This window comes from Achromobacter sp. FW305-C-28, assembly GCF_058783235.1.
This window is the reverse complement of the sequence record NZ_JBYSYL010000010.1, coordinates 231,913-247,697: the sequence shown is the minus strand read 5'-3', so window position 1 is coordinate 247,697 and position 15,785 is coordinate 231,913. Positions and strand designations below refer to the sequence as shown.

Sequence of the window (15,785 nt, the reverse complement as noted above, 5' to 3'; positions counted from 1 at the left end):
GGGCCCGCGCCGTGGTGGCAGAAACGGGCCCGGCCAACAGGGCAAGGCGATACGATGGGCGAGCGCGAGTCTTCGATCCGGGCAGTCGAGCGGGCGATTACATTGTTGCGCGCCTTGAACCAGATGCCCATTTCCACGCTGGACGGGCTGCATCAACTGACCGCGCTGCCCAAGCCTACGCTCATCCGGCTGCTGCGCACCTTTGCCGACCAGGAACTGGTCGCACGCGGTTCCCGCCCCGGCGAATACCGTCTGCTCAATGGCGTCAACGCGCTCAATTCCGGCTACCACCATGTGCCGCGCGTCGTCGAGATCGCCTCGCCCCTGGTGCGCGAACTGACCGAAGACATCAAGTGGCCGATCGCCGTGGCAATGCTTGATGTCGACGAAGTCGTCATTCGTTGCAGCACCATTCCCTATTCGCCGCTGTCGCTGCTGCATTCGTCCATCAACATGCGCCTGAGCCTGATCTCCCGGGCGTTGGGGCGCGTCTACCTGGCGTTCTGTTCGCCCGACGAACAGGAGATGCTGCTTGAAGTCGTGCGCCAGCGTGGCCACCCCGAAGACCAGCTTGCGCACGATCATGTGGCCGTCAAGGCCATGCTGGACGATATCCGGGCCTGTGGCTACGCGCTACGAGACCCGGCCTTGCGCCCGGTTTCCGGTACGCTTGCGGTACCTGTCATGGCCCGGGAATTCGTGGCGGCCTCCATCGGGGTCACGTGGTTTTCGTCCGCCTTGACGCCTGCGCAGGCGGTTGAGCGCTACCTGGCGCCGTTGCAGGACGTGGCCCACCGCATATCGGAGCAATTATCGGCATGAACCAAGGATTCGACGGCGTACGGCCGGCTTCCGAGTCGTCCATCGAGATCGGCTTTTTCTACCAGGGCCGGCATTGTGTGGAACGCGTCCGCGTCAAGCCCACGGCGGCCAACCTGAAACGCGCGACAGAGCGGCGCGCCGCGATCCTGGCCGCCATTGCCCGTGGCGACTTCGACTACGACGCCGAATTTCCCAAGCGCACCGCGTCCCGCCTGCGCACGCCATCGGAGCCTTCCGCCCCGCCTACCGCTTCTTCCAAGGATGACGCATGACCCGCGCTGCCGCATTGCCTGTACACGACCTGACCGACGATGCCTTCAAGCCCTATGGCTGGATGCTGGGCAAGCCCATTCCGCAGGGCAATGGCATTCCGCTGTTCAGCAACGACGCCACCGATTTCTGGCAAGAACACGTGTTCAACACCGGCGCGGGCGGCGATGCGGAAGTGCTGTGGGTCAACTACCGCAGCGCGTCGGCCGATATCGCCAGCCTGGAAAAGCACTTGCTGACGCAGCAGGCCATCGTGCCGCTGACGGGCAACATCATCCAGGTGGTGGCGCGCAGCGCGGCGGACGGCAGCCCCGACCTGTCCACATTGGCCGCCTTTCATGTGCCGCAGGGGCAGGGCGTCTGCATGCGGCCTGGGTGCTGGCACGCCACCCGCGTGGCCGACGCCGAAGTGACCTGCCTGATGTTGACGCGTCGGTCCACCACCGTGGACCTGATCCAGCACCTGACCACCGATGCGGCCGCCACCGAAAGCGCCATCACGCCGATTCCACCGGCCCAGCTTGAAGGGCTGCCCTTGCCCGCTTGAGGCCGGGTGCAGGCCGTCTGGGGTCGAGCAATCAGACGCCAGGTAGTGCAGCTGAGGGGGCACTGTTTCACTATGGTCACGAAAAGTGTGCCAGAATTTCGGCGACTATCCGTCTTGCCCGCGACGCTGCCGCCATCTGGGCGTTGCCAACATCCGCCCATGTTGGAGCATCGAATGCGCGACCGCCTGGTTGGCACTGCCCTCATTTCCACCCTTCAAGGCGTGGCCGGTGTGGCGCTGGCCGCCACCTTGGCCGGGTGCAGCTTCACGTCTCCTGATGCGGCAACGGGGTCGCAGTTCGTGGGTATCGATGGAGTCTCGGCACCCGAGGCGCGTCGCATTGCCAAAGAAGCCTATGTGTACGGCTACCCCATGGTCGCCAGCTACCAGGCGGTGTACGCCACGAACATCGATTCCACCTCTTCACAGTATCGCGGCCCTTTCAACACGTTCCACCACGTCGCGCGGGTGTACACGCCAGAAGACGCCGGCATTGCGGCGCCCAATCTCGACACCGCCACGTCATCCGCCGTGCTGGATCTGCGGGCCGAGCCGGTCGTGGTCAGCGTGCCGCCCATGGAATCCCGGCGCTATGTCGCGCTGCAACTGACAGACCTGTACGGCCAGAACTTTGCCTATATCGGCAGCCGCGCCACGGGTAATGGCGGGGGGCATTTCCTGATCGCCGGCCCGCGCTGGAAGGGCACGGCGCCCAAGCACGTGGCCAAGGTCATCGTGGCCGAAACCGAACTGGTCACGCTGTCGGGGCGCACCTTGCTGTATTCCGCGTCAGACCTGGCCCACGTCAAGCGCATCCAGGCGGGCTTCAAGCTTCAGCCCTTGTCGGCCTTCCTGAAAAAAGCCGCGCCGCCCGCGCCGGCACCCGTTACGTGGATCGCGCCGGAAGCCCCGGCGCAGATGCGCAGCTCGCTCGAGTTCTACAACCAGCTGGCCTTCCTGCTGCAGTTCGCGCCCGTCGAGCACAGCGAAAAAATGCTGCGCCGGCGCCTGGACAGCCTGCGCATCCGGCCGGGTGAACCCGTCGTGACCGACCGCATGAACCCCCGCCTGCGGCAGATGATGCAAGAGGGCATGCACGACGGCCAGAACGATATCGACAAGCGCCGCGTGGCGCTGGCCGGCAAGACCGACACGCTGTTCGCCGACCGCCGCACCTTCAAGAACGATTACCTGGCCCGCGCCACGGGGGCCCAGGTCGACCTGGGCGGCAGCAGCCGCGAGGAAGCGTTGGCGCCGGTCATCGAACAAGACAGCGCCGGGCAGCCGCTGGATGGCATGCGCGCCTACACCCTGCGCTTTGCCCCGAAAGGGCTGCCGCCGGTCAATGCCTACTGGTCGGTCACGCTATATCAACTGCCCGGGCAAACGCTGGTGACCAACGCCGCCAAGCGCTACACGATCAACGCGGGAATGCTGTCGTCGCTCAAGCGCGACCGCGACGGCGGCGTCACGCTTACCCTGCAACCGGCATCGCCGGGTAAGGGCCTGGAGGCCAATTGGCTACCCACGCCACCGGGTCCGTTCATGGTTGCGCTGCGCTACTACTGGCCCAAGCCCGCGCTGTTGGATGGCTCGTGGCAAAGCCCGTCGCTGCAACGGGTCGCGCAGTAGGGGGAGTGCGGCGCTGCCGTGAATCAATCGGGCGAATCGGGTGGCGATGCGCCTGCCGCGCCACGCAGGCCGGCACGCGTCGGATCGCACGCATGCGATCACGCGCCTCAGAAGTCGTCGCTGCGCCACACCTTCAGTACCCGTCCGAAGATTTGCAGGTCCATGTCTTCGGTGATGTCCCAGGCATCGTACTTGGTGTTTTCGGATTTGGCGCGAATCAGCAACCCCTGCGCGCTGGGAATGCGTTGCAGCCGCTTGATGAACCCTTCGTTGCCCACCCGAAAGAAATAGATGCCGTCGATGTCGGCCTTGGCCACGCCCAGGTCCACCAGCAGCGGATCGCCGGGGTTGTACATGGGCCGCATGCTGTCGCCGAAACCGGTGACCACGCACAGATTGCCCACCGACGTGTAATGACGCAGGTTCTTGTGCAGCCATTCCTGGCTGACGCGCAGGCTTTGGATGACGCCGGGCTGGTCGCGCAGTTCGACCCCCGCGCCCATGGCGCCTCCAGTATCGAAGCGCGGGATGCGCAAGTCGTCGGCCATGCCGTCGTCCAGACGCACCAGCGCGTCGGGCGCTGACAGCACGGTGTCGGGCGGGTACTGCGCCGCTTCATCCAGCAGCTGTTCCAGCGACAAGCCCAGTCCGGCTGCCAGCCGAGCCGCGTATTTCGAGCGTTCGCTGTCGCGCCCTTCGAGCGCGGCGATGGTGCCCACGCCCACGCCCGTACGGGCTTCCAGCTGTTCCAGGGTGAGACCGAGCGCGGCGCGATAGCGCCTGATTTGTTTTCCGAGAGCCATGGTGCGGACGCTAAACAGTTGTGGAATGTTGTGCAACAACAAGTGTTGAAACGGCGATTATACACTTGTAGAATTCCAGACATGAATTACCCAAAACGCGTGCTGTTATCAGACGGAAGCGTTGGTAGCGTTTCGCTGCCAGAAGACTTCTCCCGACAATCTTTCCGACCGGCGATTGCGCCGGTCCGCGCACCAGGCGCCCTCGCGGCGCACTCCCGGGACAGCCCCCAGGCGGCTCACCCCGGCAACGAACTCAACGGCAAGGAGCGGCATATGGATCAGGCAGCAAACATGGCATTGCGGGCACCGCAAGGCTGGGCAGTGGCGGCATCGCAGGCGGGGGCCGCGATTGCGCGCTCGATCGCCGCGCGGCCGGCGGGCAATGCGGACCGCACGGTCCGCGCAAGTATTCAGAAGGGGCAGGGCATGACGCGAGAAGAATCGGACCAGGTTGAAGCGTTGATCATGGAGTGGTACCACTGGAGCCGCGGCTACCGGCCCAAGTTGGGCGTGGGCCGAGTATCGGCCTTTGCGCGCGGCATGATGCCGGACGATGCCTACGTCGACGACGAAGACATCGATGCACGCCTGACCGCCGCGCGTGGCGAGCAGACCGAGCTGTGCATCGATGAACTGCCCTGGCAGCAACGCTCTGCTATCGGCGTGCACGCCGGCAACAAGGCGGCGGGGGCACGCGTATTCAGCAACCCGCGCATGACGCCCGAACAGCAGCACGCCGCCTACCAAGAGGCCAAGATCGCGCTGTTGCCCGCGCTGCGCCGCCGTTCGCTGGTGACCGCCCCGCAAGTGCGACACGCTGATCGCGCAAACGCTTGCAGCCCCTACAAGGCCCGCGCATAATTCAGTCGTCGGGGCAAGTTGCGCCCGAAGTAAACAAACCCGCTGGCCTACACGAAACCCGTGCTTGCCCGCGGGTTTTTTCTTTTCAGCATCCGTGCAGCGCCGGCATCGCGCAGCGTGCGGGCGCCGCGGCTTCGACATTTCATCCTCAACACGCTGATCAGGCCTCGTGGCATTCGCCATGGGGCCTTTTTCATGGTTGCGCCGGAACCCCGGGGTAGCCGCAGCTGCCCGCCTATGGCGGGCTTTTTTCTGGAGTCTGCAATGGCAGGTACTACCGTTTCGCAATTCGTTCAAACCCAAGGCACGCAGCTGGAAGTGTCCACCACGGCCACCGAAGACCTGGGCGCCGCTGGCCTGACCTACGCCGATCTGGCGATCACCATCAAGGACCCGAACTTCCAGGGCGGCCAGACCACCGAGATCGACGTCACCGTGCTCAAGTCCACCGCCAAGGAATACGCCCTGGGCCTGGACGACAGCGGCACCTTCAGCATGGCCGGCAACTGGAAGGCCGGCGACCCCGCCCAGAAGGCGCTGGTGGCCGCCCGCAGCGACAAGAAGACCCGCGCGTTCCGCGTGACCTTCGCCGATGGCGCCAAGTTCGAGTTCCTGGGCCTGGTCACCCAGTACCAGTGGCAAGGCCAGCTGGACAACGTCGTGTCCGCCACGTTCAACGTGCGCGTCACCGGCGCCGTCAAGCTGACCGACGCACCCGCCAACGGGGGCTGAGCGCCATGACGGACACGTCGATCAATCCCCTGGCACGCGGCCCGGGCCTGCGCGGCCTGGCCGCCGACCCCCTGGCCGGCTTTCATCACGAAGCCGTCACGGTGCCGCAATGGCAGGACGCGCGCGTCATCGTGCGTGCGCCCAGCGCCAGCGACCACCTGTTCCACATCCGCGCCATCTGGGCGGCCGCGGGCGTGGTGGCGGGCGAAGACAACGACACCGTGCGCGCCAAACTGGATGCGCCGGGCGTGGATTACACCCGCGCTTCGGCCAGCCTGCTGGTGCGCACGCTGTTCGAGCAGACCGCCAATGGTCCGCAGCGAGTCTTTCGCGACGAAGACGTGGATATCGTCGCGGCGGCCTACGGGCTGGCGCACGCCACGCTGGTGGCCAAGGCGATCGAACTGGGCAACCTCGGGGAGGGGGCGCAAGAACGCGCAAAAAAGCCCTCCAGGAAACGCCAGACCTCCGTTTCCTGATGGTCCTGGCGCTTCGGCTGGGGCGCACGCTGGGCGAGTTGATGCAGGCCATCGACACCCATGAACTGTCGCTGTGGCGCGAACTGGACCGCACGTCTCCCCTGGGCGACGAACGGGCCGACCTGCTCGCCGCCAGCCTGGCCGCCACGGTGGCGCAGGCTGCCGGCGCCAAGGTGCGCGCCACCGACATGCTGGTGCGCTGGGGCGAGCAAGACGCGGAAACACCGGCCGAGGCCGGCGCGGACGCGTTGAAGGCGTTCCTGCTGTCGAAGGTCAAGAAGGGGTCTTGACGACGTACCCGGCCCGCGCAAGCGGGCCGGAGGCGGATTTATAAGAGGTGAAAGACCATGGCAAGTAACAAGACAGCGGCACAGCTGGCCGCGGAGAACTTGGCGCTCAAGCAGCAAAACGACCTGCTCGCTCGAAACGCCCAAGCCCAGAATGCGCGCTGCAGTGAATTGGCGAAGTCCGCAACGGCAGGCACGAAGGACAACTCGGTCACGAAGATCGGCACGAGTGAAAAGGCGAAGGCAACGCTGGCGTTGAAGCAGAACGCCGAAGCGGTCAAATCGGCCGTGGTCGAGCAGGTGCTTGCCGACCAGAAGCGCACTGCGGCCTATCTGAGCCTGAAGTCCGAGACCGGCAAGATGCTGTACGAGACGGAATTCGGCAAGTACGCGGGCGAGAGCGAACCTGATAAGGATCGGCTGATCGAAGGCGCGACGCGTCTGGACAAGCGCCGGGAGCAGGTCAAGATGAGCGATTACATCGCAAGTCTGAAAGGCGCGGAAACCGCAACAGCCGAGAAAGACCAGAAAATGGCGGCGCTGGACCAGGCCCTGCAAGACGGCAGGCTGGACCAGGGCACCTATGACAAGGCGCGAAGGAATCTCGGCGTCAAGAAAGACGGCGATTTCATGCTGGACCTGAATGACAAGCTGGTCGAATCCGCGCGCACCAGCGCGGGCAAGATCCAGGACACGTTGGGCACGAAGATGTACGACTTCGTGGCCGAGAAGTTCGACAAGATGGGCCTGTCGTTCTTGAACAACGTCGCCAAGATGGTGACGTCGGCGGCATCGGCCAAGCTGATGGAAACGCTGCTGGGCGGTGATTTCATGAAGAACGAGAACGGTGGCGGTCTGGGTGGCTGGATCGGCACCGCGGGCAAATTCATCTCCGGTCTGTTCGGTAGCGGGGGCGCCGCCGCCCAGGGTCCGATTTCCGTGGGAAGCAATTTCGTTTCCGGTGGAACTGCGCTGTCGTCACTGAACGGGCTTTTCCCCAGCGCCAAAGGCAACGCCTTCACCAACGGCATGGTCAGCAGCCCCGTGGCCTTCCCCATGGGCGTCATGGGCGAGGCCGGCCCCGAAGCCATCATGCCGCTGCATCGCGGCGCTGACGGCTCGCTGGGCATCCGTGCGGCGTTCCCCACTGTGGGTGGCGACACCGGCCAGGTGGGCGGCGGCGTATCCGTCAACGTTTATGTGCAGGACGGCAACGTCAACGCCGAAACCGAGTCGGGCGAAGGCGGCTGGAAGCAATTCGGCCAGCAGATCGGCGAATACGTCAACCAGTTGGTCGACCGTCGCATGACGCAGTCGTACCGCCAGGGCGGCCTCGCATGGCAGGCCAGCAACAACCGTTTAGCAGGGGCATGAGCATGGCAATCGAAACCTTCACTTGGTCGCCGCGGCCCAACCCCGTCGGCACGTTCAAGGACCGCACGCTGCGGGTGCAGTTCGGCGATGGCTACGAGCAGGAAGTGGCGGACGGCATTCATACCGTGTCGCAGTCGTGGCCGCTGCAGTTCGTGGGCAACGAGACCTACGTGCGACCCATCCTTGACTTCATCAACCGGCATGCCGGTGGCAGATCTTTCGCGTGGACACCGCCGCTGGGCGAGGAAGGCCGCTACAAGGCGCGCTCCCTGTCGGTGCAGCCGATGGGCGCTGACATGTACACCGTCGCGGTCACGTTGGAACAGACGGCGATCCCTTGATCGCCAGTACAGGCACTGACCGGACAAACACGGAAGGCACTATGGAAAATCTTGACATCATAAACATCGGCGCCATGCCCAACGACCGGCTGGGCGACCCGAATCGTGATGCGTTCGCCAAGGTGAACGCCAACGACAGGAAGCTTAAGACCGGCGTGGATGCGGCACAGGCGGCAGCCGTCGTCGCGCACACGGCTGCCACCAAGGCCCAGTCGACCGCGGACGGCGCCACGTCCGCGGCCGCGCAGGCGCAGCACCAGGCTGATCGAGCGGCCGCGGACGCCGCGACGGCGCAGGCCACTGCCGACTCGGCCGTGACGGCGGCAACGCGTGCACAGACGACGGCAACCACGGCAGGCCTGGCCGCCGCCGCCGCGCAGACCACGGCGGACATGGCGGTGCCCTTGGCGCAGAAGGGCATCCCGCATGGCGTCGCCACGCTCGGGGCCGGCGCCACCATACCCGAAGCTCAAGTCCCCCCCCTCTACGGCACCATCCTGATGCCGCCTGAGACGGACCTGAATTCCCTGGACGTGCCGGGCGACTACTTCCAGTTGAATAACGAGGTGGCCGCCGCGGGGCACAACTATCCCGTGCCGTTGGCCGGGCATCTGGCGGTGGCCGCCACGCCCTGGAGCCGCGACGTCGCGATGCAGGGTGATTTCGTGTACCAGCGCTATCGCGTCTATACGCTGGAGCAGCCGCGCGAGTTCCTGCGCACGCGCTACCTGGGTACGTGGGGGCCCTGGGCGGAATTGGCCGGCGCCGGGCAGGTACAGGTGGCCCTGGACCGCAAGGTCGACCGCGTGGTCTTGACGGGCCCCGGGGTGGACCTTGACGCCCTGCATGCAGGCCCGGCCTGCTACACCTGGGACGCCGCGGCCACCATGGCGGGCGGCGCGCACTTTCCCCCACACCCGTCGAACCGTCCGGGCGCTTTGTGGAGTTTGCGCATATCTGCTGCCGTCGTCATGCAGACGGCAGAGATGCATGAGCAGGACTCGTCCTTGCGCAATGCACGTTATGTCCGTAGCGGAGACCCGTCCTCAGGCCAATGGGGCCGCTGGCTGGCACTGGGAGCGGTGTCGGCGGTATCGCAGTTGCCGCGCCAGGATGCGGGCGACGTCTATGTCGACGGCGTGGGTTGGCATCGCTGGAGCGGCGCGGCCTATGCCCGGGTCGACATGGTGACGCGCGATCAGCTGGACGCGATCAAGAACGGCGTTCGGGCGCTGGTGTATCGGCAGCCCGGCACCTACACCTTCGCCATGCCGGCGCCGACGGTGTACCTGGATGGTTGTGCGGGCGGCGGGGGCGGCGGCGGCGGGTCGGGTTACGTCGGCACGGGCGTGCGGCTGAACGGCGCTGGAGGCGGCGCGGGCTTGCCCGTGTTGGGCTGGACGATCTCCGCACCGGTTGGTTCCACCGTCACGGTGTCCATCGGCGCGGGCGGTGCGGGGGGTGCCGGTGGCGGTGTATCGGGCGCGGGGGGCGGCGGCTTGCCGGGTGGCCCGACCACGGTGAAGGTCAACGGCAACACGGTGGTGACACTGGATCCCGGCCAGGGCGGTCAGGGAGGCTCCGCGGGCGGCCCCGCGCTGGGCGGAGCCGGCTATCCCGTGGGCGGCGACGCAACCGCGGGTGACGTGACCAGCGTGGCCTCTTGGGTGACCTCCGGTGCGGGTGCCAGCGGCCCGTTCGGCGGCGGTGGCGGCGCACGCGCCAACCGCTTTGAACTCATGGCGGGCCTGCCCGCCTATGGCCACGGCGCCGGCGGCGGCGGTGGCACGACCCCGGCGGGGGCACAGGCCGGCGGCGGCGCGGGCGGGGCCGGCGCTGGCGGCCTTGCCAAGTTCTATTGGTAAGGCGCCAGGCCATTTCCGCCACGCGGAAGGAGATTTGAAAAATGACTATCAACGCAGATGTACAAAAGCTGGAACCTGGCGCCTTGGTCGAACTGTTCGAGCTGGACGCCAGCGAGATCGGGGGCGCCGTGCAGCGCTTTCATGGCTATGCGCAGACGGGCCCGATCTACTGGCAAGGCAAGCAGTACGACCCCTGGTCGATCCAGGCCGAAGGCTTCGAGCAGGTGGGCGAAGGCCAGCAGCCGTCGCCGACCTTGCGCGTGGGCAACATCGGGCAGGACGAAAAGGGCAACCCGCTGGCCGGGGTGATCTCGGCCCTGTGCATCCACCTGGACGACCTGGTGGGGGCGCGGGTGGTGGTGCGCCGCACGCTGGGCAAATACCTGGATGTGGCCAACTTCCCGGAAGGCAACCCGACGGCGGACCCGCAGGAAGAGCTGCCGCCCGAAGTGTGGATCGTGCAGCAAAAGACCGCGGAAACCGCCCAGGCGGTGGAATTTTCGCTGTCCAGCGCACTGGACTTCAACGGCCAGAAGCTGCCCGACCGGCCGATCATCGCGGGTGTGTGTTCGTGGTTGCGCAAGGGCGGCTATCGCGGCCCGTATTGCGGCTACACCGGCAGCCGGATGTTCGACCTGGACGGCAAGCCCGTCAATGATCCGACGCTGGACCGCTGTTCCGGCCTGATGTCGGATTGCAAGAAGCGCTTTGGCGAATACGAAATCATCAACTTCGGCGGCTTTCCGTCCGCCGACCTGGTCAGGGGATAAGCATGCGCAAGAGCACGATGCAGGCCATCCGCGACCATGGCGAGGCGACGTATCCGCAAGAATGTTGCGGGCTGGTGGTCAAGGCCGGCCGCCGCGAATGGTATGTGCCGTGCCGCAATACGGCCGCCAGCGAAGAACATTTCGTGATGTCGGCCGAAGACTACGCGGCCGCCGAGGAGACCGGCAAGATCGCGGCCGTGGTGCATTCGCATCCGGATGCGGCGGCGGTGCCCAGCGAAGCCGATCGGGTGGCCTGCGAGGCCTCGGGCTTGCCCTGGTACATCGTGGCCGTGGACAAAGGCCTGGACGGCAAGGTCCGGGCCGGGGAAATCCGCGGCTTCACGCCGGAAGGCTTCCAGGCGCCGCTGCTGGGGCGCCAGTTCGCCCACGGCGTGCTGGACTGCTATTCGCTGGTGCGCGACTGGTACGCCAGGGAACGCGGCATTCGCCTGCGCGACTTTGCGCGCGAAGACGGCTGGTGGGAACCGGGTCGCGCGGGGGATCTGTACATGGACCATTACGCCGAAGCGGGCTTTCGGCCGCTGGCGTCGCGCGAGTCCATGGCGCCCGGCGACGTGGTGATCATGCAGGTGCGGTCCGACCGGGCCAACCATGCGGGCGTCTTCATCGGGGCCGAGCCGCTGGCCGAAGCGCCGGGCCTGTTCCCGCTGCCGGATGCCATGCTGCACCACCTGTACGGACGCGATTCCGAACGGGTGGTGTACGGCGGATTCTGGCGCGAGGCGACGCGCATCGTATTGCGTCATGGGGGAATGGCATGAACGACAAACTACGTTTGGTGCGGCTGTATGGCTGGCTGGGCGCGCGCTTTGGCCGCGAGCATCGGCTGGCGGTGGCCAGCCCCGCCGAGGCCGTGCGGGCGCTGTGTGCGCTGTTGCCCGGTTTCGAGAAATCGCTGGCGCATAGCGATGCGCGGGGCGTGCGCTTTGCCTGCTTTGCCGGCCGGCGCAACCTGTCGGAAGACGAGCTGGCGTATCCGGTGGGCGGCGATGCCATCCGCATTGCGCCGGTGATGGCGGGGGCCAAGAACGGCGGTCTGTTCCAGACCGTGCTGGGTGCCGTGCTGATCGCGGCAGCGGCGTGGTACAGCGGCGGTTTGGCGGCAGCCTTTCAGGCTGGGGGCATGGTGCAGGCCACGGCGACGCTGGGCCTGTCGATGATGCTGGGCGGCGTCGCCCAGATGCTGTCGCCGCAGCAACGGGTGCTAAGCGCCAGGGACGGCCCGGAAAACGGCGCGTCCTACAACTTCAATGGCCCCGTGAACACCACGGCGCAGGGTAACCCCGTGCCGCTGCTCTACGGGGAAATGTTCGTCGGCAGCGCCACGATCTCCGCAGGCATTTATTCGGAAGACCACGTATGAAACAACGACATCGCATCAGGAACAAGGCGCCCGCGGGTGCCTTTGCTTTTGGCGGCAAGCGGGCGGCCGGCAGCCAGCACCTTATCGGCCACAAGGGCAAGGGCGGCGGCGGCGGCCGCGCGCCAGTGGAATCGCCGGACAGCCTGCACAGCACCGCCTATGCGCGGGTCATCGACCTGCTGGGCGAGGGCGAGATCTACGGCCCCGTGCACGGGCTGGACAACGCCTTGCGCGACGTCTACCTGAACGGCACGCCCGTGGCCAACGAGGACGGCTCGCTGAACTTCACCGGCGCGTCCATCGACTTTCGCACGGGCACGCAGTGGCAGGACCCGCTGCCCGGCTTTCCCGCGTCGGAAAGCACCATTGGCATCAATGCCGAGCTGAAGTCCGGCCAGCCGTGGAACCGCCTGTTCACCAATCTGCAGGCATCCGCCGTGCGCATCACGCTGGCCGTCGAGGGCCTGAGCCAGGCGGACACCAAGAATGGCGACATCAACGGCTATCGGGTGGAATACCTGATCGAGGTGAACACCGACGGCGCCGGCTACCAGGTGGTGCTGTCCACCGCGTTCGACGGCAAGACCACGCAGCGCTACACCCGCTCGCACCGCATCGACCTGCCGCGCGCTCGCCAGGGCTGGAACATCCGCGTGCGCCGCATCACGCCCAACGCCAACAGCAACACCATCTCCGACCGTACGGTGGTGGATACGGTGACCGAGATCATCGACGCCAAGCTGCGCTATCCGATGTCGGCGGTGGTGGGCATCAAGATCGATGCGTCGCAGTTCCAGAGCATTCCGACCCGCGCTTACCACGTGCGTGGCCGCATCATCCGGGTGCCGTCCAACTACCACACCGACCTGCGCAGCTACGACGGCGTGTGGGACGGCACCTTCAAGCTGGCCTGGACCAACAACCCGGCCTGGGTGTTCTACGACCTGATCAGCAACGACCGCTATGGCCTGGGCACCCGCGTGCCCGCCGGCTGGCTGGACAAGTGGGGGCTGTACCAGATCGGCCGATATTGTGACGAGATGGTCGACGACGGCTTTGGCGGCAAGGAACCGCGCTTCACCTGCAACGTCTATCTGCAGCAGGCGGCCGATGCCTACCGCGTGGTGCAGGACTTCGCGTCGATCTTTCGCGGCATGGCCTACTGGGCGAACGCCGCGGTGTTCGCGTCGGCCGACATGCCGGGCGATCCGGTCTATACGTTCTCGTCGGCCAACGTGGTCGAAGGCAAGTTCAACTACGTCGGGTCCGCGCTGACCACCCGCTACACCGTGGCGCTGGTGTCCTGGAACGACATGTCCGAAATGGGCCGCCAGAAGGTCGAATACGTCGAGAACCGCGAGGGCATCGCGCGCTATGGCATCCAGCAGATCGAGGTGACGGGTTTTGGCTGCACGTCGCGTGGCCAGGCGCATCGCATCGGCAAATGGATGCTCTTGACGTCCAACATGGAAACGCGCTCGGTGACGTTCTCGGTGGGCCTGGATGCCTGCCGCGTCCGGCCGGGCAGCGTCATCCGCGTGGCCGACCAGCATCTGGCCGGCCGCCGCATCGGCGGCCGTATCCACGAAGGCAGCGCCAGCAAGATCACGGTGGATGCCGAGCTGGGTGTGCGCCCGGGCGATCGCCTGACGGTCAACCTGCCCAATGGCCTGTCCGAAACCCGCGTGGTCGCCAAGGCGGTGGGCACGGGCCTGACGGCGGATAACACGGTCTTCACGGTGGATTCGACCGAATTGACGGCCGACCTGGTCGGCCTGCCCGGGACGGTGTTGCACATCACCGTCACCACGCCGTTCTCGCAGGCGCCCGAGGTCGAGTGCGTCTGGACGCTGGAATCCGAAGTGCTGTCGGCGCAGACCTTCCGCGTGCTCAGCGTGAAGCGCAAGGAAGGCCTGGTGGCGGAAATTTCGGCTGTGCAGCACGAACCCGGCAAGTTCGACAACGTGGACTTCGGCACCCGCCTGGATCCCAAGCCCATCACGGTGGTGCCGCCGTCGGTGCAGCCCGCGCCGACGAACATCCGTCTGGCCTCGCGCTCGGTGATCGACCAGGGCATCGCCCGGCACGTCGGCGTGATCAGCTGGGATGCGGCGCCGTCGGCCGTGGCCTACCAGGTGCAATGGCGGCGCGACCGGTCCGATTGGGTCGAGGCAGGCCGCACCGGCGCGTTGACGCTGGAACTGCCGGACATCCGCGCCGGCGGCTACATTGCGCGCATCCGCGCCATCAACGTGGCGGACGTCTCGTCGGTCTGGGTCAATTCCACCGAGACGCAGCTGGAAGGCGACATTGCGCCGCCGCCCGCGCTGGCGTTGCTGGCCACCAAATCGCTGGTGTTCGGCATCGACCTGCGCTGGGCCTTTCCGCAAGGGCGCTTCACGGCGCAACGCACCGAGATCTGGTACAGCGCATCCAACGACCGCGCCAGCGCGATCAAGCTGGGCGACTACGCCTTCCCGCAAAGCGCCCACACCTTGATGGGGCTGTCGGCCGGCAAGCGCTTCTACTTCTGGGGGCGCATCGTTGCGCTGAACGGCGAGATCGGCGCCTGGTATCCGGGCGAGCAGGGCGTGATGGGCGAGGCCAGCTGGCAGGCCAGCGAGATCCTGGAATACCTGAACGGCCAGATCAGCCGCGATGAATTGGCCAAGGAACTGGTCGGCACCATCGACGGCCTGACCGACGGCCTGGATGAAACCCGGGCAGCGATCACCGCAGAGGAAATCAAGCGCGCCGACGAGGACGGCGCGCTGTCCTCGCGGGTGGACACGGTCATGGCGACCGCCAACGGCGCGGCTGCCGGGGTGCAGGAGACCCGCTCCGCGTTGGTCGGCGTGGATGGCCAATTGAAGGCCACCTACAGCATCCGCGCCCAGATCACGCAGGGCGGTGATATCTATGCGGCCGGCATGTCGATGGGCGCCTACGCCCAGCCCGACGGCACGGTACAGAGCTCGGTGTACTTCCTGGCGGACCGGTTGGCGCTATTGAACCTGGCGAACGGCCAGACCACCACGCCCTTCGTGGTTCAAGGGGGGCAGACCTTCATCAATGATGCGGTGATCGGTACGGGGCGGATCACCAACGCGATGATCCAGAGTCTGGAGGCCCACAAGATCAATGCGGGGTTCATGAGCGCGGAACGGATCGATACCGGGTCGTTCAACGCCAAGGTGGCCAATATCGGCCAGGCCTACATCAAGCGTGCGCACATCTTCGATGCGCAGGTGGATACGCTGGCCATCGCCGGTAATGCGGTGACGATACCGGTGGCATGGTCGGGCACCGGGGCGGGTTCAGTGTCGCTCGTCAGCAACGTGGCGGGACCTGCCGTCATCATTGCCTACCGTGGCGGGTATCCGTCTCAGCCCAGTGCGCTGAGGATCTCCGCGAACAATGTCCAGCTGGATCGGGTGGAGCCTTCGTATACCTCCACGACGCCCAACGAAGGGGGAGGTCTCATCTACAACACGATGCCCTTGTCGGTCATGGCAGTGACGCAGTTGCCCGCGGGCACGTCGACCATCACCGTGAATTCCGAGGGTAATACCGGCAACGCACCGCTTCGGTTGCTGGTTCTGATGGTCAAGAGGTAAA

Annotated in this window: 16 protein-coding genes; 15 read left to right on the top strand and 1 reads right to left on the bottom strand. The window is 66.1% G+C overall.

The annotated features are described in order from the left end of the window. Positions 1–54: 54 nt before the first annotated feature. The 4 genes from AC3WMR_RS23465 (at position 55) to AC3WMR_RS23450 (ending at position 3,271) form a co-directional block, all read left to right on the top strand. Complete coding sequence (locus AC3WMR_RS23465) at positions 55–822, top strand: DNA-binding transcriptional regulator (protein ID WP_492265010.1); 768 nt, start codon at positions 55–57, stop codon at positions 820–822. Then, the gene (locus AC3WMR_RS23460; RefSeq protein ID WP_492265011.1) at positions 819–1,094 is read left to right on the top strand and encodes an Arm DNA-binding domain-containing protein; all 276 of its coding nucleotides are present in this window, start codon (positions 819–821) and stop codon (positions 1,092–1,094) included. The genes AC3WMR_RS23465 and AC3WMR_RS23460 overlap by 4 nt, the downstream gene beginning before the upstream one ends. After that, positions 1,091–1,639, top strand: a complete 549-nt coding sequence (locus AC3WMR_RS23455; protein WP_492265012.1) for an ureidoglycolate lyase — start codon at positions 1,091–1,093, stop codon at positions 1,637–1,639. Before AC3WMR_RS23460 ends, AC3WMR_RS23455 begins: the two co-directional genes overlap by 4 nt. A gap of 174 nt (positions 1,640–1,813) precedes the next feature. Next, positions 1,814–3,271 (top strand): DUF1254 domain-containing protein, encoded by a 1,458-nt coding sequence (locus tag AC3WMR_RS23450; RefSeq protein ID WP_492265013.1) that lies wholly within the window; start codon positions 1,814–1,816, stop codon positions 3,269–3,271. Positions 3,272–3,378: 107 nt separating this feature from the next. Here the strand turns inward: AC3WMR_RS23450 and AC3WMR_RS23445 are convergent, their stop codons facing one another. Further along, complete coding sequence (locus AC3WMR_RS23445) at positions 3,379–4,074, bottom strand: XRE family transcriptional regulator (protein ID WP_175191725.1); 696 nt, start codon at positions 4,072–4,074, stop codon at positions 3,379–3,381. A gap of 273 nt (positions 4,075–4,347) precedes the next feature. On the opposite strand from AC3WMR_RS23445, the gene AC3WMR_RS23440 reads away from it, so the two are divergent. The 11 genes from AC3WMR_RS23440 to AC3WMR_RS23390 all read left to right on the top strand — a co-directional run bounded on the left by AC3WMR_RS23440 (position 4,348) and on the right by AC3WMR_RS23390 (position 15,784). Then, positions 4,348–4,935: a hypothetical protein gene (locus AC3WMR_RS23440; RefSeq protein ID WP_492265014.1), complete on the top strand. Its 588-nt coding sequence runs from the start codon at positions 4,348–4,350 to the stop codon at positions 4,933–4,935. A 264-nt stretch (positions 4,936–5,199) separates the two neighbouring features. Further along, the gene (locus tag AC3WMR_RS23435) at positions 5,200–5,667 is read left to right on the top strand and encodes a phage tail tube protein (protein ID WP_049076510.1); all 468 of its coding nucleotides are present in this window, start codon (positions 5,200–5,202) and stop codon (positions 5,665–5,667) included. 5 nt (positions 5,668–5,672) lie between these two features. Then, complete coding sequence (locus AC3WMR_RS23430; protein WP_492265015.1) at positions 5,673–6,146, top strand: phage tail assembly chaperone; 474 nt, start codon at positions 5,673–5,675, stop codon at positions 6,144–6,146. After that, on the top strand, positions 6,146–6,436 hold the full coding sequence (locus AC3WMR_RS23425) for a phage tail assembly protein T (protein WP_199164523.1): 291 nt from the start codon (positions 6,146–6,148) through the stop codon (positions 6,434–6,436). Before AC3WMR_RS23430 ends, AC3WMR_RS23425 begins: the two co-directional genes overlap by 1 nt. 57 nt (positions 6,437–6,493) lie before the next feature. Continuing rightward, positions 6,494–7,807, top strand: a complete 1,314-nt coding sequence (locus AC3WMR_RS23420; RefSeq protein ID WP_492265016.1) for a phage tail tape measure protein — start codon at positions 6,494–6,496, stop codon at positions 7,805–7,807. A gap of 2 nt (positions 7,808–7,809) precedes the next feature. Then, positions 7,810–8,148: a phage tail protein gene (locus tag AC3WMR_RS23415; protein WP_025138217.1), complete on the top strand. Its 339-nt coding sequence runs from the start codon at positions 7,810–7,812 to the stop codon at positions 8,146–8,148. 41 nt (positions 8,149–8,189) lie between these two features. Continuing rightward, entirely contained in the window at positions 8,190–10,013 is a 1,824-nt protein-coding gene (locus tag AC3WMR_RS23410) for a pyocin knob domain-containing protein (RefSeq protein WP_492265017.1), read from the top strand. 41 nt (positions 10,014–10,054) lie between these two features. Then, complete coding sequence (locus tag AC3WMR_RS23405) at positions 10,055–10,783, top strand: phage minor tail protein L (RefSeq protein WP_492265018.1); 729 nt, start codon at positions 10,055–10,057, stop codon at positions 10,781–10,783. Positions 10,784–10,785: 2 nt separating this feature from the next. Then, positions 10,786–11,565 carry a C40 family peptidase gene (locus AC3WMR_RS23400; RefSeq protein ID WP_492265019.1) on the top strand — a complete coding sequence of 260 codons (780 nt, stop codon included), beginning with the start codon at positions 10,786–10,788 and terminating at the stop codon, positions 11,563–11,565. Continuing rightward, a complete protein-coding gene (locus AC3WMR_RS23395) occupies positions 11,562–12,167 on the top strand; it encodes a tail assembly protein (RefSeq protein ID WP_492265020.1) in 606 nt (201 codons plus the stop codon). The genes AC3WMR_RS23400 and AC3WMR_RS23395 overlap by 4 nt, the downstream gene beginning before the upstream one ends. Further along, on the top strand, positions 12,164–15,784 hold the full coding sequence (locus AC3WMR_RS23390) for a TipJ family phage tail tip protein (RefSeq protein WP_492265021.1): 3,621 nt from the start codon (positions 12,164–12,166) through the stop codon (positions 15,782–15,784). The genes AC3WMR_RS23395 and AC3WMR_RS23390 overlap by 4 nt, the downstream gene beginning before the upstream one ends. The last annotated feature ends 1 nt before the right edge of the window (position 15,785 follow it).